Origin of the sequence: Actinotalea subterranea (genome assembly GCF_008364845.1) — a bacterium.
Classification (GTDB): domain Bacteria; phylum Actinomycetota; class Actinomycetes; order Actinomycetales; family Cellulomonadaceae; genus Actinotalea; species Actinotalea subterranea.
In genome coordinates this window covers 1-26,630 of record NZ_VTTP01000004.1, presented here as the reverse complement: position 1 = coordinate 26,630, position 26,630 = coordinate 1, and the positions used below count along the sequence as shown (strand labels likewise).

23 protein-coding genes are annotated in these 26,630 nt (G+C 74.2%); 11 read left to right on the top strand and 12 right to left on the bottom strand.

Annotated features, from left to right (window positions below; all coding sequences use genetic code 11):
• Window positions 1-72: 72 nt before the first annotated feature.
• The 3 genes from FZ988_RS08795 to FZ988_RS08785 all read right to left on the bottom strand — a co-directional run bounded on the left by FZ988_RS08795 (window position 73) and on the right by FZ988_RS08785 (window position 2,893).
• Complete coding sequence (locus FZ988_RS08795) at window positions 73-777, bottom strand: hypothetical protein (RefSeq protein ID WP_246169358.1); 705 nt, start codon at window positions 775-777, stop codon at window positions 73-75.
• A gap of 86 nt (window positions 778-863) precedes the next feature.
• A complete protein-coding gene (locus FZ988_RS08790) occupies window positions 864-2,123 on the bottom strand; it encodes a TadA family conjugal transfer-associated ATPase (RefSeq protein ID WP_246169356.1) in 1,260 nt (419 codons plus the stop codon).
• Entirely contained in the window at window positions 2,120-2,893 is a 774-nt protein-coding gene (locus FZ988_RS08785; RefSeq protein ID WP_149203657.1) for a nucleotide-binding protein, read from the bottom strand. Before FZ988_RS08785 ends, FZ988_RS08790 begins: the two co-directional genes overlap by 4 nt.
• 395 nt (window positions 2,894-3,288) lie before the next feature.
• Here FZ988_RS08785 and FZ988_RS08780 point away from each other — a divergent pair, with 395 nt between their 5' ends.
• Window positions 3,289-4,071, top strand: a complete 783-nt coding sequence (locus FZ988_RS08780) for an HAD-IB family hydrolase (protein WP_149203656.1) — start codon at window positions 3,289-3,291, stop codon at window positions 4,069-4,071.
• 205 nt (window positions 4,072-4,276) lie between these two features.
• On the opposite strand, the gene FZ988_RS08775 is transcribed toward FZ988_RS08780, so the two are convergent.
• Together FZ988_RS08775 and FZ988_RS08770 are read right to left on the bottom strand one after the other, a co-directional pair.
• On the bottom strand, window positions 4,277-5,671 hold the full coding sequence (locus FZ988_RS08775; protein WP_149203905.1) for an MFS transporter: 1,395 nt from the start codon (window positions 5,669-5,671) through the stop codon (window positions 4,277-4,279).
• A gap of 132 nt (window positions 5,672-5,803) precedes the next feature.
• Entirely contained in the window at window positions 5,804-6,766 is a 963-nt protein-coding gene (locus FZ988_RS08770) for a Fic family protein (RefSeq protein WP_149203655.1), read from the bottom strand.
• 55 nt (window positions 6,767-6,821) lie between these two features.
• On the opposite strand from FZ988_RS08770, the gene FZ988_RS08765 reads away from it, so the two are divergent.
• Window positions 6,822-8,240: an NAD-dependent malic enzyme gene (locus FZ988_RS08765; RefSeq protein WP_149203654.1), complete on the top strand. Its 1,419-nt coding sequence runs from the start codon at window positions 6,822-6,824 to the stop codon at window positions 8,238-8,240.
• A 19-nt stretch (window positions 8,241-8,259) separates the two neighbouring features.
• Here the strand turns inward: FZ988_RS08765 and FZ988_RS08760 are convergent, their stop codons facing one another.
• Entirely contained in the window at window positions 8,260-9,363 is a 1,104-nt protein-coding gene (locus FZ988_RS08760) for an NADH:flavin oxidoreductase/NADH oxidase (RefSeq protein WP_149203653.1), read from the bottom strand.
• A 167-nt stretch (window positions 9,364-9,530) separates the two neighbouring features.
• Here FZ988_RS08760 and FZ988_RS08755 point away from each other — a divergent pair, with 167 nt between their 5' ends.
• From FZ988_RS08755 to acs, 3 genes are all read left to right on the top strand, one after another.
• Window positions 9,531-10,388 carry a formate/nitrite transporter family protein gene (locus FZ988_RS08755; RefSeq protein WP_149203652.1) on the top strand — a complete coding sequence of 286 codons (858 nt, stop codon included), beginning with the start codon at window positions 9,531-9,533 and terminating at the stop codon, window positions 10,386-10,388.
• A gap of 83 nt (window positions 10,389-10,471) precedes the next feature.
• Window positions 10,472-11,617 carry a hypothetical protein gene (locus FZ988_RS08750; protein WP_149203651.1) on the top strand — a complete coding sequence of 382 codons (1,146 nt, stop codon included), beginning with the start codon at window positions 10,472-10,474 and terminating at the stop codon, window positions 11,615-11,617.
• 246 nt (window positions 11,618-11,863) lie between these two features.
• Window positions 11,864-13,906 (top strand): acetate--CoA ligase, encoded by a 2,043-nt coding sequence (acs, locus tag FZ988_RS08745; protein WP_246169354.1) that lies wholly within the window; start codon window positions 11,864-11,866, stop codon window positions 13,904-13,906.
• A 40-nt stretch (window positions 13,907-13,946) separates the two neighbouring features.
• On the opposite strand, the gene FZ988_RS08740 is transcribed toward acs, so the two are convergent.
• A complete protein-coding gene (locus FZ988_RS08740; RefSeq protein ID WP_149203650.1) occupies window positions 13,947-15,026 on the bottom strand; it encodes an FAD-dependent oxidoreductase in 1,080 nt (359 codons plus the stop codon).
• Between the two features lie 147 nt (window positions 15,027-15,173).
• On the opposite strand from FZ988_RS08740, the gene mshD reads away from it, so the two are divergent.
• The 3 genes from mshD to FZ988_RS08725 are packed head-to-tail and all read left to right on the top strand — an operon-like array spanning window position 15,174 to window position 19,720.
• Window positions 15,174-16,271: a mycothiol synthase gene (gene mshD / locus FZ988_RS08735; protein WP_149203649.1), complete on the top strand. Its 1,098-nt coding sequence runs from the start codon at window positions 15,174-15,176 to the stop codon at window positions 16,269-16,271.
• 46 nt (window positions 16,272-16,317) lie between these two features.
• Window positions 16,318-18,678, top strand: a complete 2,361-nt coding sequence (locus FZ988_RS08730) for an RNA degradosome polyphosphate kinase (protein ID WP_246169353.1) — start codon at window positions 16,318-16,320, stop codon at window positions 18,676-18,678.
• A 40-nt stretch (window positions 18,679-18,718) separates the two neighbouring features.
• Entirely contained in the window at window positions 18,719-19,720 is a 1,002-nt protein-coding gene (locus tag FZ988_RS08725) for an NUDIX hydrolase (RefSeq protein ID WP_149203648.1), read from the top strand.
• A gap of 104 nt (window positions 19,721-19,824) precedes the next feature.
• Here the strand turns inward: FZ988_RS08725 and FZ988_RS08720 are convergent, their stop codons facing one another.
• The 3 genes from FZ988_RS08720 to FZ988_RS08710 form a co-directional block, all read right to left on the bottom strand.
• Window positions 19,825-20,826, bottom strand: a complete 1,002-nt coding sequence (locus tag FZ988_RS08720; RefSeq protein WP_149203647.1) for an inorganic phosphate transporter — start codon at window positions 20,824-20,826, stop codon at window positions 19,825-19,827.
• Window positions 20,827-20,831: 5 nt separating this feature from the next.
• Complete coding sequence (locus FZ988_RS08715) at window positions 20,832-21,446, bottom strand: DUF47 domain-containing protein (protein WP_149203646.1); 615 nt, start codon at window positions 21,444-21,446, stop codon at window positions 20,832-20,834.
• A gap of 281 nt (window positions 21,447-21,727) precedes the next feature.
• Window positions 21,728-22,321 carry a hypothetical protein gene (locus tag FZ988_RS08710; RefSeq protein WP_149203902.1) on the bottom strand — a complete coding sequence of 198 codons (594 nt, stop codon included), beginning with the start codon at window positions 22,319-22,321 and terminating at the stop codon, window positions 21,728-21,730.
• Between the two features lie 153 nt (window positions 22,322-22,474).
• Here FZ988_RS08710 and FZ988_RS08705 point away from each other — a divergent pair, with 153 nt between their 5' ends.
• From FZ988_RS08705 to FZ988_RS08695, 3 genes are all read left to right on the top strand, one after another.
• Window positions 22,475-22,936: a MarR family winged helix-turn-helix transcriptional regulator gene (locus FZ988_RS08705; protein ID WP_188079043.1), complete on the top strand. Its 462-nt coding sequence runs from the start codon at window positions 22,475-22,477 to the stop codon at window positions 22,934-22,936.
• A gap of 107 nt (window positions 22,937-23,043) precedes the next feature.
• Window positions 23,044-24,690 carry an MDR family MFS transporter gene (locus FZ988_RS08700; protein ID WP_149203901.1) on the top strand — a complete coding sequence of 549 codons (1,647 nt, stop codon included), beginning with the start codon at window positions 23,044-23,046 and terminating at the stop codon, window positions 24,688-24,690.
• On the top strand, window positions 24,687-25,142 hold the full coding sequence (locus FZ988_RS08695) for a MarR family winged helix-turn-helix transcriptional regulator (RefSeq protein WP_149203644.1): 456 nt from the start codon (window positions 24,687-24,689) through the stop codon (window positions 25,140-25,142). The genes FZ988_RS08700 and FZ988_RS08695 overlap by 4 nt, the downstream gene beginning before the upstream one ends.
• A 91-nt stretch (window positions 25,143-25,233) precedes the next feature.
• Here the strand turns inward: FZ988_RS08695 and msrB are convergent, their stop codons facing one another.
• Both msrB and FZ988_RS08685 read right to left on the bottom strand, forming a co-directional pair.
• A complete protein-coding gene (gene msrB, locus FZ988_RS08690; protein ID WP_149203643.1) occupies window positions 25,234-25,635 on the bottom strand; it encodes a peptide-methionine (R)-S-oxide reductase MsrB in 402 nt (133 codons plus the stop codon).
• Between the two features lie 273 nt (window positions 25,636-25,908).
• A complete protein-coding gene (locus FZ988_RS08685; RefSeq protein ID WP_149203642.1) occupies window positions 25,909-26,433 on the bottom strand; it encodes a hypothetical protein in 525 nt (174 codons plus the stop codon).
• Window positions 26,434-26,630 lie beyond the last annotated feature (197 nt).

Below are 26,630 nucleotides of genomic sequence, written 5' to 3'. Positions count from 1 at the left end.
CAGCAGGCACCACGCGCCCGGCGCGCCCCAGGACGCTCCCACCCACCAGCGGCCCGAGCCACGAGCGCCCGCTCACGGGCCCTCCGCCTGCGCGACCGCCGCGCGCAGGTACCGCGCCGTCCACCGACGGCCGACCGCCATGAGCAGGAGGCCCGCCCCGAGCAGCCCGCTGCCCCCACCCCCGTCGAGGAGCACCGCGAGCGGGTCCGCACCCAGCGCGACACCGAGCAGGACCCCGAGCACCGGGAGGACGCCGAGCAGCCGCGCGGTCGCCGCCGGCCCGGCCAGCGCGGCCCGGCGCTGACCCGCTGCCTCGGCGTCCCGCGCGAGCGCGACGGCCATGGCGTCGAGGACGGGCGCGGGCGGCGCGCCGGTCGCCTGGGCGAGGCGGGCGGCTGCCGCCACGGCGCGGGCGGTCGACCGGTCGACGCGGGTCACGTCCACGAGGTCGGCCCAGTGCGGCACGCCGTCACGCGCGGGCACACCCATGCCCCGTTGCCACGCGATCGGCGCCGGCGCACCGCTGCGCATCGCGGCCGCCACCGCGGTGAGGCGGGTGGCGACGTCGACCTCCGGGACGCGCGGGCGACCGCGCGCGGGAAGACGCCGGTGGGTCCGCCCGTCGGAGCGACCCGCCCCGGCGTCCGGCACGGCCGCGCCCCGCCCGCCCCGGGACCCCGGGTCAGGGCCGAGCAGGGCCCCTCGTGCGGGGCCGAGCCGTCCGACCCGACCGAGCACCCCGGACAGCGGCACACCGAACACCTCCGCCCCGGACACCGACCTCCGCGCCGACGACTCCCCACGCCGCGGAGCAACGGGCCACCACGCCGCCGGGGACGGCGCATGCCCACGGACGGCGCGGCTCATGCCCGGCCGCCGGCGGTCATCCACGCGGATTCACCCGGGCCGCCGGGGAGCGGCACCCGCCCGGGCCCCCACCGGGCCGCGAACGCGGGCCAGCCCGGCCCGGGGCGTACGTCGCCGCCCGCACCGACCTCGAGGACGGCCCGCACGACGAGCCCGCCGCCGTCCGGGTCCCGCCCGACGGCGCCCACCTGGGCGACGTACCGCACCCCGGCGTCACGTCGCAGGTGCACGACGGCGTCGAGCGCGCTGACGGCCTGCGCCGCGAGCGCCTCCCGGGACATCCCCGCGAGCGACCCGAGCGCCTCGAGCCGCGCCGGCACGTCCTCGACCCGGTTCGCGTGGAGGGTCGCGCAGCCGCCCTCGTGGCCCGTGTTGAGCGCGGTCAGGACCTCCCTGACCTCGGCGCCACGGCACTCGCCCAGGACGATCCGGTCGGGTCGCATGCGCAGCGCCTGGCGCACGAGGGTCGCGAGGTCGACACCGCCCGCACCCTCGACGTTGGGACGCCGCGCGAGCAGGCGCACGACGTGCGGGTGGTCGGGTGCGAGCTCGCCCGCCTCCTCGATGCACACGATCCGCTCGGTCCGTGGCACGAGGGACAGAAGCGTCGAGAGCAGGGTCGTCTTGCCGGTCCCGGTCGCGCCCGAGACGACCAGGTTGGCGCGCCCCGCGACGAGCCCGCGCAGCACGAGGGCCATGGGCGCCGCGACCGTGCCGCCGGTGACGAGCTCGTCGAGCGTGTACGCGACGTCGCGGTGCACGCGCAGGCTGAGGACCGTGCACCCGGGCGCCACGGGTGGGAGCACGGCGTGCAGACGCGTGCCGTCCGGCAGTCGGGCGTCCACCACGGGCACCGCGTCGTCGAGGCGTTGTCCGCCGGCGGAGGCCAGCCGCACGGCGAGCGCCCGCACCTGGGCCGCGTCGCCCACGTCGACGTCCACGCGCTCGAGACCCGCACCGCGGTCGACCCACACGTCGCCCGGGCCGTTGACGAGGACGTCGGTCACGCCGGGGCTCTCGAGGAGAGGCTGGAGCGGCCCGGCGCCCTGCACCTCGGCGCGCACGCTCGTGGCGAGCGCCTCGAGGTCCTCGCGCCCGAGCACACCGCCGAGGTCCCTGACCATGCGCGCGAGCGCGTCCCGGCCGGGCAGCGCCTCGCCGGACGCGGTACGTCGACGGACCTCGTCGAGCAGCACGGGGGCGACCCTGACCGGTGCGTGCGCGGCGGCGCTGCCCTCCGGCCGTACGGCGGTCACCGGCCGAGCCCTCGGTCCAGGTGCGCGACGGCGCGGCCGAGTCGTGACCGAGGGCCGACGACGGGCCCGAGGCCACGGTCCGAGGCCTCGCGCACCGACGGCTGCGCCGGCAGGAGCCCGAGCAGCGGCAGGTCCAGCACGTGGGCGGCGGCGAGCGGTGCGACCCGCGCACGGCGGCGTCGGCGCAGGGTCAGCAGGGTCGGCACAGGGCCCAGGGCGTCCCGCACGCCGATCGCGCTCGCGACTCCACGCACGTCCTGCCCAGTCAGGAGCACCGCCCGGGCTCGTGCGCCCAGCGCGGCCAGGGGTGCGGCGGGCCCGTCGTCGGGCGCCTCCGGGCCCTCGTCCGCCCGCCAGGCCGCGCCCTGCGCCCGCTGCGACGCCGCGGCGAGGAGCGCGTGGCCCGGCAGGTCGACGACGACCGTCGCCGAGCCGTCGACGAGCGCGGGCAGCACCGCGTCCACGGTGTGCCGGGCGGGGCCCCCTGCGCGGCGGTCGCCGCTGAGCACGTCGACGCCCGCCCACCGCGGGAGCACGCCGACGAGGTCCGCGGCGGCGAGCGAGCCGCGAACGTCGGCGAGGTCGGCCCACCGGACCCCCGGCACGTCCTCCGTGCCGAGCACGATCTCGAGCCCGCCCGCACCCGGGTCGAGGTCGACGAGCGTGACCGTGCTCCCCTCACGTGCCCTGCGCCGGGCGAGGAGCGCCGCGAGCGTCGACGCCCCGACGCCGCCGCACGCACCGACGACCACCACGACCTCGGCGGACATCCGACCTCCTCGCCCCGGGCGGTGGGCCCGCCGCGGAGGACCGACCCTGCCCCCGGCCCAGGGAGCCCGGGTGCGAGGACCCGACGGCCTGGGGACGCGTCCCGAGCGGCCCGGGGTGTGCACGACGCGGCACGCTGCCCACCCGGCGAGGCAGCACCCGGCGAGCAGGCGCCCGTCGGGCGAGCCTGGCGCGCTCCGCACCCGGCGAGCACGGCCCAGTCGAGCGAGCCCCGGTGCGACGGCACCCGGCGAGCCGGCGCACAGCGACGCGCACAGGCACGCTCACGTGGACGGATGTGCAGGTCGCAACCCTTCGGTGCGGCACCGCGGCTCGATACCCTCGCAGGGGCACCGGGCCGTCCCGGGCCGTCGCCACGGACCGGGAGGGGAGGCCGATGACCGCCGCCGCGTTCTTCGACCTCGACAAGACGATCATCGCGACGTCGTCGGCCACGGCGTTCTCCCGGCCGTTCTTCGCGGGCGGCCTCATCACGCGACGCGACGTGCTGCGGACCGCCTACGCGCAGTTCCTCTTCCTCCTCGGCCGGGCCGACGCCGACCAGACGGAGCGCCTGCGCGCGCACCTGTCGTCGATGGTCGCCGGCTGGGACGTCGCGCAGGTCTCCTCGATCGTCAACGAGACCCTGCACCTGCACATCGAGCCCACCGTCTACGCGGAGGCCGTCGCGCTCATCGACGAGCACCACGCGGCGGGCCGCGACGTCGTCATCGTGTCCGCCTCGGGCGCGGAGGTCGTGGAGCCCATCGCGGCGCTGCTCGGCGCCGACCACGTGGTCGCGACGCGCATGGAGATCGTCGACGGCCGATACACGGGCGAGATCGCCTTCTACGCCTACGGGGAGAAGAAGGCGGAGGCGGTCCGCGCGCTCGCGGCAGAGCAGGGCTACGACCTCGAGTCGAGCTTTGCGTACTCCGACTCGGTCACGGACGTGCCGATGCTGGCGGCCGTGGGCAACGCCTCGGTCGTCAACCCGGACCGTGGCCTGCGGCGCCTCGCCGTCGAGAAGGGCTGGGACGCGCTGACGTTCGTGCGCCCCGTCGCGCTGCGGCCCAGCTTCCCGCCGCCGCGGCGCAGCGTCCCCGTCCTGGCGCTGGTCGTGGTCGCGAGCGTCGCCGCCGTCCTCCTCCTGCGCCGAGGGCGGCACCCGCGCGCCTGACGTGACCGTGATCGTCCACGTGGCGGACCCCGGCGGCCGCCCTGCGGAGCACCAGCGGGACAAAAGTGGGCAAGTGACCGACGTCCCTTCCCAGCCGGGCGGCGGAGGCGTACAAAGGAAGAACAACAGCACAGCGGGCAGCGAGAACCCACGCGCGACCAGTCCGCGAGAGGACCTGCCGACCGGGCTAGCCCCGTTGCGGCAGCTATCGTGCAGCGCCTGATACCTCGCTACCCGTGCTGTCGACGACGGCGTCCCCCCGGGGACGCCGTCGGCCTGTGTCCCCGTCCTCCGACTCCGGTGCCGACTCCCGGTAGGTCCGCGAGATCACCCGGTACGCGGGCAGTCGGAACGCGACGAGCGCAGCCACCACCATGATCAGGCCGCTCGCGAGGAACACGAGCGCGATGCCGCGGGTGTCGCCGGCGCCGAGCAGGGGCCGGAGCACCTCGCGGCCGGAGTCCGTGCGCGCGTACGGGATGATCCAGAGCTCGGCGAGCGGCGCGATGACGAACGCCGTGACCGGTGCGGCCGCCGACTCGAAGGTCATCGCGAACCCGAACACCCGGCCCTGCCGCTCGAGCGGCACGACCCGCTGGATGACCGTCTGCTCCGCTGCCTCGACCACGGGGATCAGGCACATGTAGAGCCAGATGCCGACGGCGTACAGCACCCACCACTCACGCACCGTGAACAGTGCGCCGAGCACCCCCATGCCGGCGACCACGAGCAGCATCGTGCGCATCGGGTTCGCGCCGAGCCCGAACTTGGCCACGGCGGCACCACCGATGATGAAGCCCGTCGCGGTGACGCCGAGCACGAGGCCCCACGACTCGACGGAGAACAGCTCGAGGCCGTAGGCGTCCATCAGCGCGATGTAGACGCCGCCGATGAGGTTGTTGAACGTCGCGAAGATGATGAGGGAGAACAGGCCGCGCGCGGAGCGAATGACGGCGATCGACCCCGCCAGGTCGAGCGTCGCACGCGCCCCGTCCGCGGGCGCGGCCGCGACCCGGTCCTCGGGGAACCTCACCGTCACGAGGTGCACGAGCGTCGCGGCCATGAGGCCCAGCGAGATGGCGAGCGTCCAGCCCATCCCGAGGAGGCCCACGGAGAGCCCGCTGAACACGCTCGTGACCATGAACGCGACGCCCTGCACGGTGCCGACCAGCCCGTTCGCGTTCGCGTGACGGTCGTCGGGGACCAGGATCGTGACGGTGGTGGACAGCGCGATGTTGCGCAGCTGCTCGACCACGGCGCCGGCGAGGATGACCACGCTGAACGCCCAGAACCAGGGCCGGCCCAGGTCCAGCAGCGTGGGCTCGTCGAGCAGCAGGAACATCGCTCCAGCGACGGCGAACGCGACCAGCGTGAGGACGCTCGACAGCCGCATGACGGCGAGCTTGCGGTGGTGGTCGACGATCGAGCCGAAGAAGATGCTGCTGACCGCCACGAAGAGCATGTACGCGCCGCCGATGAGGCCCGTGGCGAGCACGGACCGGGTCCCCAGGTAGACCCAGAACGTCAGCGCGAACCACAGGAAGCTCGTCGTGATGTTCGCGACGGCGGTGTTGACGAGGATCTGGTGGAACGTGCGCATGGCGGTCGTCGGGGCGGGGTGGTCGCTGTCGGGGGTCACGGCCGGTCCTCTCAGCGGGCGAGTGGCTGTTCTCTGGTCAGACCACCGCGGGCCGCGGAACTCATCGGGGCCCGCCCGACCGCACCGCAGCGCTCAGGTGCGGTCCCCCGGGCCGCCCGCCGCGCCGTCGGCCGCACCGTCCCCCGGCCCGTCCACCTCGCCCTCGGCCACGCCGTCCCCCAGCCGACCGGCGAGCACGGCGTCCGCGACCGCTCGGCCTTCCTCCGCGCCGGCCACGACGGCGTGCGCGCAGTACCTGAGCCACGCCGCGACCCGCTCGGGTCGCCCGGTCGCGTACCCGGCTGCCGTCGAGAGGTACAGCATCGGCTCGGCCGCCCACGCCGCCGCGGGCACGACGACGCCGACGGGGTCCACGCCGCCCTGCGTGAGCTGGTGCCGCAGCACGGCCCGTGCGACGGCGCCGTTGCCTCGCTCGAAGGGGCGCAGCGTGAGCAGCTCGCCGTGGACGACGGCCGCGAGGACGAGCGCGGGCACGCTCGCGGGCAGCGGCAGGGCCACGAGGTCGGCGAGCGACGCGAGCCGCGCGGCGAGCTCCGCGCCCTCGGGTGCTGCGCCGAGGCCACGCAGGTCCAGCGGCTGGTGCGCACTCCTCGGGCGCCCGACGGCATCCGTCCTGGCGCCCGCCCGCGGCGCCCGGCGTGTCGGTCCCGCGGGGCCGACCACCGCGGCGTGCACCCGCGCGAGGAGCTGGGCGAACGGGACGACGCCCGCGGTCCCCGTCGCACCGGGTGCGGCCATGAGCTGCTCGACGTGCGCCTCGGCGCGCAGCGCTCCGACGACGGCGTCCCCGTCGGGCCCCTCCGGCGCACGTACCGCCCCACGCGCGACGTCGCGCACCAGGTCGAGGGGGCGACGCAGCCCGTCGATCTCGAGCCCGGCCCGCGCGGACCGGATGCCCGACTCGGTGCGGGCCACGGCCCACTGCCGTCGCAGCGCGCGGTGCCACCGCAGCTCCTCGCACGCCGTGCGGGCCTGCGCGACGGCGTCGGCCACGCCGGGCAGGTCGGTCAGCGGGGCGAGGGGGTGGCCGGGCACCGGGCCAGCCTAGGTGTGCGCGCCGCCTGCACGGTCGGGCCTGCACAATGGCCGCATGAGCTCAGCGCCGAGTGTCTCCTCGTCCATCACCGTGCGGCTCGAGGTCCGCGCGCGGCCGACAGCCGTGAGCGAGCTCACGACGGCGATCGAGCACGCCGGCGGGATCGTCACCGCCCTGGACGTCACGACGTCGGGCCACGAGCGCATCGGGGTCGACGTCACGTGCGCGACGCGCGGCGAGGAGCACGCCGCGGAGATCGTCGAGGCTCTGCGTGCGCTGGCCGGCGTGGTCGTGGACCGCGTGAGCGACCGCACGTTCCTCATGCACCTGGGCGGCAAGCTCTCGATCGAGTCGAAGGTGCCGATCCGCAACCGCGACGACCTGTCGATGGTCTACACGCCCGGCGTCGCGCGCGTGTGCGAGGCCATCGCCGCGCGGCCCGAGGACGCGCGGAACCTGACCATCAAGCGGAACACGATTGCGGTCGTCACCGACGGCACGGCGGTGCTCGGCCTCGGCGACATCGGTCCCCTCGCGGCGCTGCCGGTGATGGAGGGCAAGGCGGCCCTCTTCAAGCGGTTCGGCGACATCGACGCGTTCCCCATCGCGCTCGACACGACCGACGTCGACCAGATCGTCGAGACGGTGTGCGCGATCGCCCCCGTGTTCGCGGGCATCAACCTCGAGGACATCTCCGCGCCGCGCTGCTTCGAGGTCGAGCGGCGCCTGCGCGAGCGCCTCGACATCCCGGTGTTCCACGACGACCAGCACGGCACGGCGATCGTCGCGCTCGCGGCCCTGACGAACGCGCTCAAGGTCGTCGGCAAGGACATGGGCACGGTGCGGATCGTCATGTCCGGTGCGGGCGCCGCCGGGACCGCGGTGCTCAAGCTGCTGCTCGCCGCCGGGGCGCGCGACGTGGTCGTGTGCGACATCGAGGGCGTGGTGCACACGGGCCGGCCCGGCCTGCACGAGTCGCTGCGCTGGACCGCGGAGCACACCAACCCGCGTGCGGCGACGGGCCCGCTGCGCGCCGCGCTCGCCGACGCGGACGTGTTCATCGGCCTGTCGGCGCCCGACATCCTCACGGGCGACGACATCGCGACCATGGCGCCCGACTCGATCGTGTTCGCGATGGCCAACCCGCGGCCCGAGGTCGACCCCGACGAGGCCGCGCAGCACGCCGCGATCGTCGGCACGGGCCGCTCCGACTTCGCGAACCAGATCAACAACGTGCTCGCGTTCCCGGGCGTGTTCCGCGGGCTCCTCGACTCCCACTCGCACCGGGTCACCGACGCGCTGCTGCTCGCGGCGGCGCGCGCCCTGGCGTCGGTGGTCGGCGCGGACGAGCTGAACCCCACGTACATCGTCCCGAGCGTGTTCAACCCGGAGGTGACCACGCGCGTGGCCGCCGCCGTGCAGGAGGCCGTTCGGCTCGGCGACGAGGCGCGCGAGGCCGTCCCGGCACCGTAGGCACCGGGACGGCGAGGGTTCAGCGCCAGGCGCCGCGCACGTACTGGGGCTGCCACACGACGCTCGCCTCGGCGTCGTCGGGCATCCCGTGCCCCGCGTCCGCACCGAGCTCGTGCGCGGCACGCAGGGGCCACATCGGGTCGCGCAGCGCGAGCCGGCCGATCATCACGGCGTCCGCGGCACCGTCGACGAGGACCTGCTCGGCCTGCTCGGCCGACGTGAGGAGCCCGACGGCGGAGACCGGCAGCCCCGAGCCCTCGCGCACGGCACGCGCGAGCGGCACCTGGTAGCCGGGGCCGACGGGGATGGCGCCGGCGACGTTGCCGCCCGACGACACGTCGACGAGGTCGACGCCGAGGCCGGCGAGGCGGCGGGTCACCTCGACGACGTCCTCGACGGTCAGGCCGCCGTCGGCCCAGTCGGTCGCGGAGACGCGGACCATCACGGGCTTGCGCTCGGGCCACGCGGCGCGCACCGCGACGACGACGCGCTCGAGGAGGCGCACCCGGTTCTCGAGGGAACCGCCGTACTCGTCGGTGCGCCGGTTGGACAGCGGGGAGAGGAACTGGTGCAGCAGGTAGCCGTGCGCGGCGTGGACCTCGACGACGTCGAAGCCCGCGGCGTGGGCGCGGTGCGTGGCCGCCGCGAAGGCGTCGACCACGCCGTCGAGCTGCTCGGGCGTCAGCGCTGCGGGCTCCACGTAGCCCTCGAACGCGAGCGCCGAGGGGCCGACCGTGGGCCAGCCGCCGTCCTCGGGCGGGACCGTGCCGTGCCGGGCGTCCCACGGACGGAACGTCGAGGCCTTGCGACCCGCGTGGGCGAGCTGGACGCCGACGGCCGCGCCGCGCGCGTGGGCGAAGTCGACGACCCGGGCCCAGGCCGTCGCCTGCGCGTCGTTCCACAGCCCCGTGTCCTGGGGCGTGATGCGGCCCTCCGGCACGACGGCGGTCGCCTCGACGAGCAGGAGCCCGAACCCTCCGGCGGCGCGCGCGCCGAGGTGCACGAGGTGCCAGTCCGACGGCATGCCGTCGGTCGAGGAGTACTGGCACATGGGCGCGAGCCACACGCGGTTGCGCAGCGTGAGGCCGCGCAGGGTCAGGGGCTGGAAGAGGCGAGAGGTCACGGCGCCAGCCAAGCAGAGGGTGCGGGCATCTCCCGCACCGCGAGCCGCGCATCGGGCCCCGGATCGGTGTAACGCTGCTCACACCGTGGCTCCGCGCGAGGTCCTTCCGCGGGCCCTGCGGGCTTTCGTCCCATGACGTGGCCGCACGGGGGCGGCACCCTCGTGGTGTGCTCACACTGCCCGAGACCCTCGCCGCCCAGCACCAGACGGCGGTCAAGAAGGTCGCGTCGACCGCGGACCCCGTCTCCTACCTCGTGCAGGCGATGCTCGCCGGGTCCTTCATCGGCATCGCCGTGGTCCTCATGGTCAGCGCCGCGGGCCCGCTCCGGGACGCGGGATCGCCGTTCCAGGCCCTGGTCCAGGGCCTCGTCTTCGGTGTCGCCCTGACGCTCGTCGTCGCCGCCGGGGGTGAGCTCGCGACCTCGAACATGATGACCCTCACCCAGGGCGCGCTCGGGGGCCGCACCACGTGGCTCCGCAGCGGCGGGACGCTGCTCTTCTCGTTCGGCGGCAACATGGCGGGCGCGTTCGTGTTCGCCGGCATGATCCACCTCTCCGGCGTCGTGCTGCCGGGCACCCCGGGCGGCGACATGATCGCGTCGATGCTCGAGCACAAGGCCGACGAGACGATCGGCCAGCTCTTCTGGCGCGGCGTCCTGTGCAACATGCTCGTGTGCCTCGCCATCTGGGCCGGGGCGCGCCTGAAGTCCGAGGGCGCCAAGCTCGCCGTCGTCTTCTGGTGCCTGCTCGCCTTCATCACGTCCGGGTTCGAGCACGTCGTCGCGAACATGACGACCTTCGCGATCGGGCTCATCGGCGGTCTCCCCGAGACGAGCTGGGCGGAGTTCGGCCGGAACATGACGGTCGTGGGTCTGGGCAACACCGTCGGCGGCGCCCTGTTCGTCGGCGCCGCGTTCGCCGTCGCGGGCCGCACGCGGCGCACCCCCGGCGTCGGGACGGCCCCCGCCGAGGCCGTCACGGTCCCGGCGACCCCGGTCGAGGCGGGTGTGACCGAGCCCGTCTGACCGGGCACAGCCGTGGCGTCGGCGCTAGGTTGAAGCGAGTTCCCCTGCCCTCAGGGAGCCCGCCCGAGCCGACAGGAGCCGAGATGTCCACGCCCACGAACCGGGACCCCGACGAGCGCGACCCCCACGCGTCGGAGCCTGCCCCGGCGGCGGACACGACGCGGGACGCCACCGGCCCGGTCGATCCGACCGCGCAGACCACCGCCGCGACCACCCCCACCGCACCGGTGCTCGACGCCGGCGCCGGCCAGCACGCCGCGGCGCGGCCCTACCCGCCCGTGCCGCCGCTGACCACGCCCGACGTCTCCCCGCTCACGACGCCCGGCCCGTCGCCCCTCGCGACGCCGGGCAACCCCGTCACCACCTCGGCCGGGAAGCCGCAGGCCACGCCCGGCAACCCGGTGGCGGGCGTGGACCGCACGGCGGTGCTGCCCGCGTCGGCCGGGCTGACCGGCGCGGCCGCCGCGGGCGCTGCTGCAGCCGCGGAGCGTCGTGACACCCGCCGCGCGCTGCGCGAGGACCCGGAGGTCGTCGACCGGCAGCTCGCGATCGAGCGGGAGACCGAGCACCAGGATGCGGTCGCTCGGCTGCGCATCGCGGAGGAGCGGCAGGCCGACGAGGAGCGCGCGCTCGCTGCGGCCCGGCGCGACCTGCCGGAGCGCCCGTCGCGGCCGGGCATCGGCCGGCACCTCCTCGGCGTGCTGCTGGGCCTTGTCCTGACACCCGTGGCCCTCCTGCTCGTCGGCATCGGCGTCGAGCGGTTGCGTGACGCGACCGGCAACGACGGCCCCGCGTCGGACGCCCTCGGGCTGACCCTGCTCGGCCTCGCGGTGCTCCTGCTCGTGGTCGTCGTGCTGCTCGGCGTCTGGTCGCCCGCGGTCCCCCTCACGGGCGGTCTCGTGTGGGGCGTCGCCCTGGGCGTGATGTACCTGTTCCTGCCCGGGGTCGTCGAGGACGTGATGGCCGTGGTCGCCGGTGGTCGGGTGCTGCCCGCAGCGGCTGACGAACTGGGCGACCACGCCCGCAGCGGCGCACTGCTCGTGACCGGCGGGCTGCTCGTCGCGGCCGGCCTCGTGGCCGGGCTGGCCCGGCGGGCGGGTCGCCGGTGGGCGCAGGGCGTGGCGACCGCGGACGCCGCGGCCGAGGACGTCAGGCGCCGCGAGTCGACGGTGGCCCGCGCGCGCGAGGAGCGCGACGAGGCCGCGGCCCACGTCGAGCGGACGGCGTGACGCCCGACCGCGTGGGCTGAGCGGCCGCGCGCCGCGGGCGGCGCTCCGCCGTGGGTGCGCTCCGCCGGGGGGTGCTCCGCCGCCGAGGGGCGCGCCGTCGGGGTTCGCTGCGTCGGGGGTGCGCTGACGGCGTCAAGGGACCAAGATCCTGGAACTGGCGCGCCCCACCCGCGGGGCGTCTACCATCCAAGGGCACCGGCACGCCGGTGCACCGTCCGCACCACTGACGCTGCGCCCGGAGGAACTGTGACCCACGACGTGTCCAACGGCGGCTCCTCACCCGCCCTCGAGAACCTCTCCGTCGAAGAACGCCGCTTCCCGCCCAGCGCCGAGTTCGCGGCCCAGGCGAACGTCGGCTCCGAGATCTACGCCTGGGCATCGGCGGACCGCCTCGGCTTCTGGGCGGAGCAGGCCCGCACGCTCCTGTCCTGGCAGACCCCGTTCACGGAGGTCCTGGACTGGTCCGCCGCCCCCGTCGCGCGGTGGTTCGGCGACGGCCGCCTCAACGCCTGCCACAACGCCGTGGACAGGCACGTGGAGGCCGGCCGCGGCGACCGGGTCGCGCTGCACTTCGAGGGCGAGCCGGGCGACACCAGGACGCTCACGTACGCGGAGCTGCAGCGCGAGGTCTCGCGCGCGGCCAACGCCCTGGTCCGGCTCGGTGTCACGACGGGCGACCGGGTCGCGATCTACCTGCCGATGATCCCCGAGGCCGTCATCGCGATGCTGGCGTGCGCGCGCATCGGCGCGGTGCACTCCGTGGTGTTCGGCGGGTTCTCCGCGGAGGCGCTGCGCTCGCGCATCGATGACGCGGGCGCCGTCCTGGTCATCACCGCGGACGGCGGCTTCCGCCGCGGTACGCCGAGCGCGCTCAAGCCGGCCGTCGACGAGGCGCTGGGCGGCGAGCAGGACGCGCTGGGACCGATCGACGGCAGCGGCGCGCACACGGTGCGCCACGTCCTCGTGGTGCGGCGCACCGGGGCCGACGTCGCGTGGACCGCGGGGCGCGACGTCTGGTGGCACGAGGCGCTCGAGGCCGAGTCCGACGAGCACGAGCCGGTGTGGGTCGAGTCCGAGCACCCGCTGTTCATCCTCTACACGTCGGGCACCACCGGGAAGCCCAAGGGCATCTTCCACACGACCGGTGGGTACCTGACGCAGACCGCCTACACGCACCTGAACGTGTTCGACCTCAAGCCCGAGACGGACGTGTACTGGTGCACGGCCGACGTCGGCTGGGTCACCGGGCACAGCTACATCGTGTACGCCCCGCTCGTGAACGGCGCCACGCAGGTCATCTACGAGGGAACGCCTGACACGCCGCACAAGGGCCGCTGGTGGGAGATCGTCGCCAAGTACGGCGTGACGATCCTCTACACGGCGCCCACCGCCATCCGCACGTGCATGAAGTGGGGCGAGGACATCCCCGGCCAGTTCGACCTGTCGTCGCTGCGCGTGCTCGGCAGCGTCGGTGAGCCGATCAACCCGGAGGCGTGGATGTGGTACCGCCGGGTCATCGGCGGCGAGCGCACGCCCGTGGTGGACACGTGGTGGCAGACGGAGACCGGCGGGATCATGATCTCCCCGCTGCCCGGGGTCACGGCCGCGAAGCCCGGCTCCGCGCAGACGCCGCTGCCCGGCATCGCGGCGGACGTCGTCGACGAGGAGGCACGCCCCGTGCCCAACGGCTCGGGCGGCTACCTCGTGCTCACCGAGCCGTGGCCCGCGATGCTCCGCGGCATCTGGGGCGACCAGCAGCGGTTCGTCGACACGTACTGGTCCCGGTTCCCCGGCATCTACTTCGCGGGCGACGGCGCCAAGAAGGACGCCGACGGCGACATCTGGCTGCTGGGCCGCGTGGACGACGTCATGAACATCTCCGGGCACCGCCTGTCGACGACCGAGATCGAGTCCGCGCTCGTCTCGCACCCGATGGTCGCGGAGGCCGCTGTCGTCGGCGCGAGCGACGAGACCACGGGCCAGGCCGTCGTGGCGTTCGTCATCCTGCGCGCCGAGTACCGCGAGCGCGTGGACGAGCCGGGCGAGGGGGCCGACGTCGCCGCGACCCTGCGCGCGCACGTCGCCAAGGAGATCGGGCCGATCGCCAAGCCGCGCACCATCCTCGTCGTGCAGGAGCTGCCCAAGACGCGGTCCGGCAAGATCATGCGCCGTCTGCTGCGGGACGTCGCGGAGCACCGGACGGTCGGCGACGTCACGACGCTCGCCGACTCCACGGTCATGGACCTCATCTCGGCGGGCCTGAACCAGCCGACGGGGTCCGCCGACTGACGGCCGTGCGGACGCGACCTGCGCGGGCTCGGGTGTCGGCTCAGAGGCCGAGCAGCCTGCGCAGGTTGCGGACCGCGGTGCGCCCCGCACGGTTGGCCCCGACGGTGCTCGCCGTGGGCCCGTAGCCGACGAGCTGGACCCGCGGCTCGCCCACCACCTGGGTGCCGTCCATGACGATCCCCCCGCCGGCGCAGCGCAGGCGCAGGGGGGCGAGGTGGTCGAGCGCCGGCCGGTAGCCGGTGGCCCACAGGATCACGCCCGCCTCCCGGTGCGGGGGTGCGGGCGGGACGTCGCGCGCCGCCCACACGACGCCGTCGGGCACGATGCGCTCGAACATCGGCAGGCGTCGCAGCACACCGCTCTCGAGGCCCTTCCGGTTGGCGTCGGTCAGCGGCAGCCCGGTGACCGAGACGACGCTCTGCGGCGGGAGGCCCGCGCGCGTGCGCTCCTCGACCTTCGCGACGGCCGCCCGGCGCGCGTCCTCGTCGAAGTCCGCCTCGGCGAAGATGGGCTCGCGGCGCGCGACCCACGTGGTGGTCGTGACCTCGGCGATCTCGAGCAGGATCTGCACGGCCGAGGTGCCGCCCCCGACGACCACGACGTGCTGGCCGGCGACGTCGTCGGGCGTCCGGTAGTCGTGCGCGTGGAGCTGGCGGCCGGCGAAGTCCGCGCGTCCCGGGTAGGACGGCCAGAAGGGCTTGTCCCACGTGCCCGTGGCGTTGACGAGCCCGCGCGTGAGCCACGTCCCGCGGTCGGTCTCGACGACGAGCAGCCCGGCCCCCTCGTCGGGCGTCGCCTCGCGCACCCGGCGGACGCGCACGGGCCGGACGACGTCGAGCCCGAACTCGGCCTCGTAGGCGGCGAAGTACCGGGCGACCGCAGCGGACGCGCGCTCCTGCGGGTCGACGTCGGGCAGCGCCATGCCCGGCAGCTCGTGGACGCCGTGGGCGTGCGCCATCGTCAGCCCGTCCCACCGGTGCTGCCACGCGCCGCCCGGGCGCTCGCCGGCGTCGAGCACCACCATGCCGTGGCCTGGCCGCAGGCCCGCGCGCGTGAGGTGGTACGCCGCGGAGAGACCCGCCTGCCCGGCGCCCACGACGAGCACGTCGACCCGGTCCACTCCGCCTCCCCCTGTGCGCTCCCGCACGATCCTCCACCGTGCGACGGCTGTCCAACGGCCAGCGCGCCGGGGACGTTCCGCACGTCACCCGGGCGGCCCACCCCCGCCCGACCCCCGTGCGCCACGCCGGCGTGATGGGATGGCTGGATGGGCACCACCGTGCAGCACCACTGGGGCCGGCTCGACGCGACGACCGCCGCCGAGGTGCGCGCGCTCGCTGCGGTCGCTGAGGAGGCCGACGGCGTCGAGGCGCTCGGCGAGCAGACGCTCCTCCACCTCGCGGGCGGTACCGAGGCAGGCCTCGAGGGCGGCAGCGGCGAGGGCGCCAGCGGGGACGACGCCGACGTGGTGGGCGGTCACCCGAGGGTCCTGCACGTGACGGTGCACTCGGGCGACCGGCTCGTCGGGTACGCCCAGGCCGAGGTGCCCGACGACGCGCCTGCCTCTGCCGCCGCCGGTGCGCAGTGTGCAGCGGCCGCCGGACGCCCCGACGCCGCGGTGCCGAGCGCCGAGCTCGTGGTCGCCCCCGACGTGCGCCGCCAGGGCATCGGCAGGGCCCTCCTCGACCGTGTCCGCGGGGACGTCGTGTCGGCGGGCCACCCGTCCCCCGCCGTGTGGGCACACGGCAACCTGCCCGGTGCGCGGGCTCTCGCCGCTGCGGCCGGGCTGGGTGTCGTGCGTGAGCTGTGGCGGATGACGCGGGACCTGGGGGCCGACGTCCCGGCCGACCCCACGGCCCCGGCGGCGCCGGCGAACCCCGCGGCGCCGGCCGCAGCGACCACACCGGACAGCGCCCCCACGCCGACGCTCCCCGACGGCGTGACGGTGCGGGCCTTCGTCGTCGGGCAGGACGAGGGTGCGTGGCTCGCGGTCAACGCGCGCGCGTTCGCCGGGCACCCCGAGCAGGGCCGCATGACGCTCGAGGACCTGCGGGCGCGTGAGCGTGAGCCCTGGTTCTCGCCGGACGACCTCCTGCTCGCCGAGGACGACGGGCGACTCCTGGCGTCGGTGTGGCTCAAGGTCGAGCCGGGCAGCGACGAGGGCGAGCTCTACGTGCTGGGCGTCGACCCGGACGCGCAGGGGCGTGGCCTCGGCCGGCTGCTCACGGCGGCGACCCTCGCGAGGCTCGCGGCCCGGGGCCTGCGGCGCGCGGTGCTGTACACCGAGGCGACCAACACGGCCGCGGTCCGCACGTACGAGCGGGCCGGGTTCGCGCCGTCGCGCATCGACGTGCAGTACCGCTGACCGGCTCGTCCCCCACCGTTCACCCGAGGGTGCGACGATTGCCCCCATGAGCACCGACGCCCGCACCGCCGCCGCCCAGCGCGCCGCTGCCGACGGCGACCTGAGCACGCCCGAGAGCCGGGAGGCCGACCGCCTGGACGAGGAGGCCCTCGCCGAGGAGCTCGACCAGGAGGCCGCCCGGCTCGTCGAGACACCGGGACCGGTGGGCGCCTCGGTGCCGCCGCCCGACGTCACGGACGCGAGCGACGAGCCCGGCACGTCGGCCGTGCCCGCTCACGACGAGCCGCTGCCGGACGACCGGTTCGGGGACCGCGAGCTGTCCTGGCTCGCGTTCAACCAGCGGGTGCTCGAGCTCGCGGAGGACGAGAGCCTGCCGCTCCTCGAGCGCGTGCGCTTCCTCGCGATCTTCGCCTCGAACCTCGACGAGTTCTTCATGGTGCGGGTCGCGGGCCTCAAGCGGCGCATCGCGACCGGCATGGCGGTGACCGCGGCGTCGGGCCTGAGCCCACGTCAGGTCCTCGAGGCCATCGACGCGCGCGCGCAGGAGCTCATGGAGCGTCACTCGGCGGTGTTCAGCGGGTCCGTCCAGCCGGCGCTCGACGCCGAGGGCATCACGCTCGTGCACTGGGACGACCTGGGCAACGACGAGCAGGAGCGCCTGCACAAGTACTTCCGCCGGCAGATCTTCCCCGTCCTGACCCCGCTCGCGGTGGACCCCGCGCACCCGTTCCCCTACATCTCGGGCCTGTCGCTCAACCTGGCCGTCGTGGTGATCAACCCGACGACCGGCAAGGAGCACTTCGCCCGCGTCAAGGTGCCGCCGCTGCTGCCGCGCTTCATCGCCGTCGACGCGCGCGGGCGTCCGTCGGCGCCCAGCACGCAGACGGCGGACCCGGAGAAGGGCCCGACGTCGTTCGTGCCCCTCGAGGACGTCATCGCCGTGCACCTCGACGCGCTCTTCCCGGGCATGGAGGTGCGCGAGCACCACACGTTCCGGGTCACGCGCAACGAGGACGTGGAGGTCGAGGAGGACGACGCCGAGAACATCCTCCAGGCGATGGAGAAGGAGCTCCTGCGGCGCCGGTTCGGCCCGCCCGTGCGCCTCGAGGTCGCCGAGGACATCGCGCCGCGCGTGCGCCAGCTGCTCATCCGTGAGCTCGGGGTGGACCCGAGCGAGGTGTACGAGCTGCCCGCGCCGCTGGACCTCACGGGACTGAACCTCATCGCGGACCTCGACCGCGGCGACCTGCACTACCCGCGGTTCGTCGGCGGCACGCACCGCCACCTCGCGGAGGTCGAGAGCGCCCAGCCGACGGACATCTTCGCGGCGATCCGCACGCGCGACATCCTGCTGCACCACCCGTACGACTCGTTCGCGACGTCGGTGCAGACGTTCCTCGCGCAGGCCGCGGCGGACCCCAAGGTGCTCGCGATCAAGCAGACCCTGTACCGGACGTCGGGCGACTCCCCGATCGTCGACTCCCTCATCGACGCGGCCGAGGCCGGCAAGCAGGTCCTCGCGCTCGTCGAGATCAAGGCACGGTTCGACGAGCAGGCCAACATCTCCTGGGCGCGCAAGCTCGAGCAGGCGGGCGTGCACGTGGTCTACGGCATCGTGGGCCTCAAGACGCACTGCAAGCTCTCGCTCGTGGTGCGGCAGGAGAACGACGGCCTGCGCCGCTACTGCCACGTCGGCACCGGCAACTACAACCCGAAGACCGCGCGCCTCTACGAGGACCTGGGCCTGCTGACCGCGGACCAGGAGGTCGGCCAGGACCTGACGCGGCTGTTCAACCAGCTCTCGGGGTACGCGCCCAAGGCGCGCTTCCAGCGTCTGCTCGTCGCGCCCCGCTCGGTGCGGTCGGGCCTCATCGAGCGCATCGAGCGTGAGACGGCCGCGCACCTCGCGGGCAAGCCCGCCTGGATCCGGTTCAAGGTCAACTCCGTGGTCGACGAGGCCACGATCGACGCCCTGTACCGCGCCTCGCAGGCGGGGGTGCCCGTCGACCTGGTCGTGCGCGGCATCTGCGCCGTCCGGCCCGGCGTCCCGGGGCTCAGCGAGACCATCCGGGTCCGCTCGATCCTCGGCCGGTTCCTCGAGCACGCGCGCATCTTCGCGTTCGCGAACGGCGGGGACGCCCCCGAGGTGTTCATCGGCTCGGCGGACCTCATGCACCGCAACCTCGACCGCCGCGTCGAGACGCTCGTGCGCATCGCGGACGCGGACCACGTCGCGGAGCTGCTCGACCTGCTCGACGTGTCCATGGACGAGCGGACCGCCTCGTGGCACCTCGCCGCAGACGGCGACTGGCAGCGGCACCACACCGACGCCGAGGGCGCGCCGCTGCGTGACCTCCAGGCCATGCTCATCTCGCGTCAGCGCCGCCGCCCGTCACGGGACCGGTGAGCACGCGCGTGAACGGTCGGGTGCGGCCGGTGGGTGCCGCATGAGCACGGCGTTCGACGGGACCGTCGCCGGACACCTCGGCGTGGTGCACGCCGCGGGTGCGGTCGTGTGGCGTGAGCGCGCGGGCCGGCTCGAGGTCGCGCTCGTGCACCGGCCCCGCTACAAGGACTGGTCGTGGCCGAAGGGCAAGCTCGACGCCGGGGAGGCGGTCGCGGCGGCCGCGGCGCGTGAGGTCGCCGAGGAGATCGGCGAGCCGGTCGTGCTCGGCATGCCCCTGCCGGCCATGCACTACCGGACGCCCGACGGCGCGGGCAAGCACGTGCGCTACTGGGCGGCGCGCCTCGCGGGGCCCGACGACGCCCCCGCCCTCGCCGCCCGCGCACCGGTGCAGCCCGCGGCGCTGACGGAGATCGACGACGTCGTGTGGGTGAGCCTCCGCACGGCCGAGGAGCTCCTGACCCGGCGGACGGACCGCGCGCCGCTCGCCGTCGTGGAGCGCCTGTACGGGCAGGGTCGGCTGGACACGCACGTCGCGGTCATCGCACGGCACGGCCAGGCGCGCCGCCGCTCCGCGCACACCGGCGACGAGGCGACGAGGCCGCTCACTGCCACCGGGGCGTCGCAGGCAGAGGCGCTGGTCACCGTGCTCGCGGCGTTCGGTGTCACGTCGGTGGTGTCGAGCCCGTGGGAGCGGTGCATGCGCACCGTGGTGCCCTACGCCGAGGCCGCCGGGCTGCCCCTGGAGGCGGTCGACGCGCTCACCGAGGCCGCCCACGCCGCGGACCCGAAGAAGGCCGCCCGGGTCGTCGCCGAGCACCTCGCGGAGGGCCGCGCGACCGTGCTGTCGACGCACCGGCCGGTGCTGCCCACGGCACTCGCGGTGGTCGAGAAGGCGCGGCGCCGGTGGACCGTGGGCACGATCCCCCACACCGAGCCGTGGCTGCGGACCGGTGAGGCACTCGTCGCGCACGTCGTCGGGACGGGACGCGCGACGCGCGTCGTGGGGCTCGAGCGCCATCGTCCGCCGCGGCCCGGCGCCTGAGGCACCGCGGCCCGGGCGCCTGAGGCACGGTGCTCAGGTGCCGGAGGTACCGCGGTCAGCGACCGCGCTCAGGTGCCGGAGGTACCGCGCCCGGGCGCCTCGCGTCAGCCGATGATGAAGTCGAGCAGGTAGAACATCGCGGCCGCGACGGCCGCCGCGGCGGGGATCGTCAGGACCCACGCGATGGCGATGTTGCCGGCCACGCCCCAGCGGACCGCGGAGAGCCGCTTGGTCGCGCCGACGCCCATGATCGCCGAGGTGATGGTCTGGGTGGTCGAGATGGGCGCCTGGAAGACGAACGCCGTCGTGTAGAGCACCGATGCGGCCACGGACTCGGCGACGAAGCCGCGCGCCGGGTCGAGCTCGATGACCTTGCGGCCGAGGGTCCGCATGATGCGCCAGCCACCCGAGTAGGTGCCCGCGCTGATCGCGAGGGCCGCGGAGATCTTGACCCACAGCGGGATCTCGTGGGTGTCCTGGAAGCCGCCGGCGACGAGCGCGAGGACGATGACGCCCATCGTCTTCTGCGCGTCCTGGAGGCCGTGGCCCAGCGCCATCGCGGCGGCCGAGGCGGTCTGCGCGATGCGGAACCGCCGCGTGACCTTGTGCGGGTTGGCGTTCTTGAACGCCCACAGCAGGCCGACCATGAGCACGAAGGCCAGCCCGAACCCGACGACGGGCGAGATGAGCATCGGGATGACGACCTTGTTGAGGATGACCTCCCAGTGCACCGTGATCCCGGCGGCGAGGCCGACTCCCGTGAGCGCGCCGATGAGCGCGTGGGACGACGACGACGGCATGCCGAACCACCACGTGATGAGGTTCCACACGATGGCGCCGAAGACGGCCGAGAGGACCATGATCAGGCCCGTGTGCGGCGCGCGTTCACCGATGTCGATGATGCCGCTGCCGATGGTCTCGGCGACGCCGGTGCCGAGCAGCGCACCGACCATGTTGAACACCGCGGCCATGATGAGCGCGGCACGCGGCGTCAGGGCCCGGGTGGACACCGACGTCGCGATCGCGTTGGCCGCGTCGTGGAAGCCGTTGGTGTAGTCGAAGCCGAGGGAGAAGGCGACGACGACGACGACAAGCGCGATCTCCACCGAGCTCAGGACTCCTTGAGCGCGATGGTCTCGACCATGTTCGCGACCTTCTCGAAGGCGTCAGCGGCGGACTCGAGCGTGTCCACGACGTCCTTGAGCTTCATGAGCTCGATGGGGTCCATGCCGTCGTTGAACATCTGCGCGACGAGCTTGCGGTAGGTGCGGTCGGCCTGGTTCTCGAGCCGGTTGACCTCGACCCAGTACTCCGCGAGGTCCTTCATCGAGCGCAGCCGGGGCATGGCCTCGGCGGTGAGCTCGGCGCAGCGGCGCAGCACGTCCATCTGGTCGTTGACCAGGGGCGGGAGCGACTGGATCTTGTAGAGGACGATGAGGTCACCGGCCTCCTCCATGTAGTCCATGCAGTCGTCGAGCGCCGAGGCCAGGCCGTAGATGTCGTGCCGGTCGAACGGCGTCACGAACGTCTGGTTGAGCTGGCGCATGATCGAGTGCGTGGACTCGTCGGCCGCGTGCTCCGCCTCGCGCAGCTGCTTGCCGATCGCCTTGCGGCCTCCGGGCTCCGCACCGAGCAGCTGCGTGAGCAGCTCGGCGCCGACGACGAGCTGGCGCGCGGAGTCGGCGAGGAGGTCGAAGAAGGATGTGTTGCGCGGGGTGAGGCGCACGGAGGTCTCCGTTGGGAGAGGGGGGTCGGTCGTGCAAAGGCTAGGGCAGCCTGGCGGTGAACACACAACCCCGGGGGTGTCGCGATGGCCACATCGGGGCGACGAGCGGGTGAACCCGGCGACGCCCGCGGGGGCTCCCCCGCGAATGATGACGCCGGACCGCAGAGCGCCTGTCGGCGCGAAGGCCACTCGAGGTGGCTTTGTGTGGAGCCCGGGGCTACCGCGGCCCGACGTCGTTCACCATTTTACCCGGCAGGCGGCCTGCCGCAGTCCGCGCGGTGCTACTCCAGGCGGCCCGCTCGCCACAGACCTGCGGCCTCCTCGAGCTCCTCGGCGGTCCTGACCAGGCTCGACGCGCCGCGGGTGATCCGGCCGGCGAGGTCGGCGTCGTCGGTGTAGTCGGCGTCGAGCGCGGAGCCGGTCGCGAGGACGCGGCAGAACGCGGCCCCACGTTCGAGCGCGACGGCGAGGTCGCCCGTGAAGACGCCCGAGAGCACCGAGTCGACGACCTCGCTCACCTCGGTGGGTCCGGGCGGGCTGGCGACGCCTGCGACGACCACGTGCACCTGGGCACGCTGGACGCCCATGCGGTAGCGCTCGGACACCGTGCGGGCGTCGCGTCGGACCCACTCGCGCAGCACGTAGAGCCGCCACAGCGCACCGGGCAGGGAGTTCGGCGAGCTGTCGGCCCACATGCCGGCGACGGTGTCGAGCCCCTCGGCCTCGACGAGGCGCACGAGGCGTTCGACGACGACGGGGTCTTCCGCGGCCCGCCCCTGGTGCACGAGGGCGTTGGCCGTGGTGTGCGCGACCTCGGACCGGAGGGCGGGGTCGAGGTCGCCGGGGAGCTCGTCGGCGGCGCGGGGGTCCAGCATCGCCGGGCGGCGGGGGCGGCGGGGGCCGGAGGACGCGGTGGGGTCGCTCATCGCCCCAGTGTGACCGCTGCACGTGACGGAGCGCACGTCCGCCTCGGTTGCCTGAGGCAACCACTTGTTCGTATGGTTGCTTTCAGCAACCAAGGAGATCCCATGCCCCGCCACGAGGCGCACCGCGCCCTGAGCCGCTCGCTCGAGGACCTTGCGCGCGCCCAGCGGGAGGCGTACACGCAGATCGCCCGCGAGGTCGGCTGCCCGCGCGCGGGCCTCGGCATCCTGCGGATCCTCGACCGCACCGGGTCCCGCACCATCGGCGACCTGGCCGTCCTCGGCCGCGTCGACATCTCCGTGACGAGCCGGCAGGTCAGCACGTTGTCCGATGCCGGCCTGGTCGAGCGCGAGGTCACGGACGAGGACCGCCGCGCACGCACCGTCCGGCTCACCGCCGCCGGGCGGGACCTCGTGACCCGCGCCGACGCGGCCCTCGACGGGCTCGTCGACGACATCTTCGCTGCCTGGTCCGTGGAGGAGCTCTCCGCCGCGGCCGCGCAGATCAGCCGTGTGGGCGCCGCCGTCGCCGCCTACGACCGTCCCCGCACGACGAGCAGGATGTGATGCCGATGACCACCCGCCCACGCCCCATGACGCCGCCGGGGCCCGACGCCCCCACGCTGACGGGTGACGCCCCGATCGCCGCGATCGACGCCGACCAGGCCGTCCCGATGACGCACCGCGAGGTGCTCGAGGCGCTCTCCGGGATCCTCCTGGGGCTCTTCGTGTCGATCCTCGCCACGAGCGTCGTCTCGTCCTCCCTGCCGCGCATCATCACGGACCTCGAGGGCTCGCAGTCCTCGTTCACGTGGGTGGTCACGGCGACCCTGCTGACGACGACGATCTCGACGCCCATCTGGGGCAAGCTCGCGGACCTCGTGGACCGCAAGCGGCTCATCCAGATCGCCCTGGTCGTGACGGTGCTCTCGTCCGCCGCAGCGGGCCTGGCGCAGTCCGTGGGCGTGCTCATCGGCATGCGTGCGCTGCAGGGCATCGGCGCCGGCGGCCTGACGGCGCTCGGCACCGTGCTCATCGCGGACATCATCTCCCCGCGCGAGCGCGGCAAGTACATGGGCCTCATGGGCGCGGTCATGGGTGTGGGCATGATCGGTGGGCCGCTGCTCGGCGGTGTGCTGACCGACGGCCCGGGGTGGCGCTGGAACTTCTTCGTCGGCATCCCCTTCGCGGTCGCGGCGATCGTCGTGCTCCAGCGGACCCTGCACCTGATGCCCCTGAAGCGCCGGGTCGTGAGGATCGACTACGCGGGTGCACTCCTGCTGTCCGCGGGGATCTCGACGCTGCTCCTGTGGATCACGTTCGCGGGGTCGAGCTTCGAGTGGCTGTCGCCGCAGACCGCGGCGATGGTGGGCGGCGCCGTCGTGCTCCTCGTGGTCGCCGTGCTCGTCGAGCAGCGGGCGGCCGAGCCGATCATCCCGCTGCACCTGTTCCGCAACCGGACCCTCGTGCTCGCGGTCGTCGCGAGCATCGCCGTCGGCATCGCGCTGTTCGGCACGTCCGTGTTCCTCAGCCAGTACATGCAGGTCGCGCGCGGCAAGACGCCCACCGAGTCGGGTCTGCTGACCATCCCGATGATCCTGGGCCAGCTCCTCGCGTCGACCATCGCCGGACGCATCGTGACCCGCACCGGCCGCTACAAGGCGATCATGACGATCGGCGCCGTGGTCCTCACCGCCGGGCTCGCGCTCATGGGGACGATCCACTACGACACGAGCTTCCTGCTCGTCGGGACGTACATGTTCCTGCTCGGCACCGGCGTGGGCATGCTCATGCAGAACCTGGTGCTCGCGACGCAGAACACGCTCGACGTCGCCGAGATGGGCTCGGGCACCGCGACGGTCGCGTTCTTCCGCACCCTGGGCGGCGCCGTCGGCGTCTCGGCCCTGGGCGCCGTCCTCGCGTCGCGCGTGACGTCGGGCATCACGTCGGGTCTCGCGGCGATCGGGATCGACGTCGCGAGCCTGAGCGGCGGCACCAGCGCGGTCCCGGACGTCGCGACCCTGCCGGGGCCGATCAGGACCGTGGTCGAGTCCGCCTACGGAGACAGCATCGCGGACCTGTTCCTCGTGTCCGTGCCCGTCGCGCTCGTCGCGCTCGTCGCCGTGCTGTTCCTCAAGGAGGTCCCGCTGGGCACGCGGAGCGGCATGCAGGAGCGCCTCGCGCGCGAGGCCGCCGCGCGTGAGGCCGACGCGCACATGGCCGAGGCGCGTGCGTCCGACGCGCGGGCCGACGACGCGCCCTCGGGCGAGGGCGCCGAGCACCGGCCGGCGGACGCCGCAGCCACCATGATGGGCGGGTGAGCAGCGACCCGTACCCCGACGTCGAGCGCGAGCTCGGGCTGCTGCTCCGGCGGGCACGTGCGTCCGCCGGAGCGGTCGCGGCCCGCGTGCACCCGGACCTCGACCCGGGCGCGTACCCGCTGCTGGTGCGAATCCGTCAGGTGCCGGGGATCAGGGCCGCCGAGCTCGCGGCGCACGTGGGCGTCGGCAAGCCGACGATCTCCCGGCAGCTCCAGCGCCTGGAGGGCTTGGGCCTCGTGGCGCGCCGGCCGGACCCGCAGGACTCGCGCGGTCAGCTCCTCGAGCTCACGCCCGAGGGTGACCGACGCGTCCAGGAGACGATCGAGGCGCGACGCGCGTGGCTCCGGGGCGCGCTGGCCGCCTGGCCGGAGGCCGACGTCGAGGCCCTCGCGCGCGCGCTCGCGCAGCTCAACGTCGCCCTGAGCGAGGCAGCGCACCCGACGCCGCGCTGATCACGCTGCCGTTCCCGCGCGGGGAATAGGCGGACCGGCCCGCCAGCCGCCGCCCGGGGTTGGGCGTGCGGCCCGACGGGCCGGCCGGGCGTCAGGCCTGCGCGTCGAACGCGAGCGACACCGAGTTCATGCAGTACCGGTCCCCGGTCGGGGTCTGCGGCGCGTCGTCGAAGAGGTGGCCGAGGTGCGAGCCGCACCGGGCGCACCTGACCTCCGTGCGGACCATCCCGAGGCTGCGGTCCTCGATCAGCTCGACGGCGTCCTGGGCCTTGGGCGCGTAGAAGCTGGGCCACCCGCAGTGCGAGTCGAACTTGGTCTCGGCCTGGAACAGGACCTGCCCGCACGCACGGCACGAGTACGTGCCGACACGCTTCTCCTCGAGCAGCTCACCCGTCCAGGGACGCTCGGTCGCGGCCTGCCGGAGCACCGCGAACTCCTCGGGCGAGAGCTCCGCCCGCCACTGCTCCTCGGACTTGGTGACGTCGTACGTCATCGCACTCCCTCCGCTCTGCCCGCCGGTCACGGCCACGGGCGACCCGGTCGCACCCAGCGGGCGCACACCTCGGTCGGGTCAACGCGGCCGACGGCGCGGGTGTTCCGCGGGGGCGTTCTCGGTGGCTGCGTCCTCGCCGGAGGGCGGTGCGTCCCGCTTGTCATGCGAGTGCCTCGCCGTGATCGATCATGGTCGCCGCGCGACAGGGGAGCCAGCTGAGTAAAGTGCACGCCGCCTCCTAATCAGGATTGGCCCCGAAACCCGTCACAACGGCTATACCTGCATTCCAGCTCCACCCTCGTCCCACGGGATGTTCAGGGCAGCCCGGGGCCTGTAGGCCTTGGCTATGCGCTCACTCGCCGTGACCACGAGAGAATCTGGCAGGTATATGGGAGCACCCTCGACGAGTTCCCCGAGGGCGATGAACAGCGTCTGAGCATTGCTGAATCGCAACGCCACAGCCCAGACCTCCGTCCCACTCTCGACCTCATGCCAACCCCAAGCATGTGCGTTCAGCACGCCACCGATGACCGACCGCCACCGATGCGAAACATCGTGGCTGGTCGTCAGGGGCGCCACAGCTGAGGACTCGCCATAGCTCTCCACCGCCAGCCGTTCAACGGGAGGGCGCAGGTCCCAGCGGATGGCCAAGCGCACACCGTCAAAGTCGAGGACGACGGCCCTGTTGACCACGTCCACGAGCTGCGTATCCGCCGGCACAGGGTCCCACGGGAGCCCGAGGTAGGTGACACCGACGAGGGGACGACCCTCGACGCCATCGATGAGACTTGACGTCACGGCTTATACATCCCGAAGTATTGGAAGACACCATTGGCATCGAAGGCGGCGCCGCGCCCATCCGGCGCCACGTAGTACCGGCCACCCACGAAGTTCCCGGCACCAATGTTACCCGGGGACGTGAACCGCCCCGGCGTGTCCGGAGACTCACTGGTGTGAGACCTCCGCTGTTGGCGTGAGGCTGTGGGCAGCGTAGT

What these genes read in the sequence shown, in the direction of transcription:
- FZ988_RS08785 (WP_149203657.1), bottom strand. Translation starts at nt 2,893, where the DNA reads ATGTCCGCCGAGGTCGTGGTGGTCGTCGGTGCGTGCGGCGGCGTCGGG.
- FZ988_RS08780 (WP_149203656.1), top strand. Translation starts at nt 3,289, where the DNA reads ATGACCGCCGCCGCGTTCTTCGACCTCGACAAGACGATCATCGCGACG.
- FZ988_RS08775 (WP_149203905.1), bottom strand. Translation starts at nt 5,671, where the DNA reads ATGCGCACGTTCCACCAGATCCTCGTCAACACCGCCGTCGCGAACATC.
- FZ988_RS08765 (WP_149203654.1), top strand. Translation starts at nt 6,822, where the DNA reads ATGAGCTCAGCGCCGAGTGTCTCCTCGTCCATCACCGTGCGGCTCGAG.
- FZ988_RS08750 (WP_149203651.1), top strand. Translation starts at nt 10,472, where the DNA reads ATGTCCACGCCCACGAACCGGGACCCCGACGAGCGCGACCCCCACGCG.
- mshD (WP_149203649.1), top strand. Translation starts at nt 15,174, where the DNA reads ATGGGCACCACCGTGCAGCACCACTGGGGCCGGCTCGACGCGACGACC.
- FZ988_RS08730 (WP_246169353.1), top strand. Translation starts at nt 16,318, where the DNA reads ATGAGCACCGACGCCCGCACCGCCGCCGCCCAGCGCGCCGCTGCCGAC.
- FZ988_RS08725 (WP_149203648.1), top strand. Translation starts at nt 18,719, where the DNA reads ATGAGCACGGCGTTCGACGGGACCGTCGCCGGACACCTCGGCGTGGTG.
- FZ988_RS08710 (WP_149203902.1), bottom strand. Translation starts at nt 22,321, where the DNA reads ATGCTGGACCCCCGCGCCGCCGACGAGCTCCCCGGCGACCTCGACCCC.
- FZ988_RS08705 (WP_188079043.1), top strand. Translation starts at nt 22,475, where the DNA reads ATGCCCCGCCACGAGGCGCACCGCGCCCTGAGCCGCTCGCTCGAGGAC.
- FZ988_RS08700 (WP_149203901.1), top strand. Translation starts at nt 23,044, where the DNA reads ATGACGCACCGCGAGGTGCTCGAGGCGCTCTCCGGGATCCTCCTGGGG.
- msrB (WP_149203643.1), bottom strand. Translation starts at nt 25,635, where the DNA reads ATGACGTACGACGTCACCAAGTCCGAGGAGCAGTGGCGGGCGGAGCTC.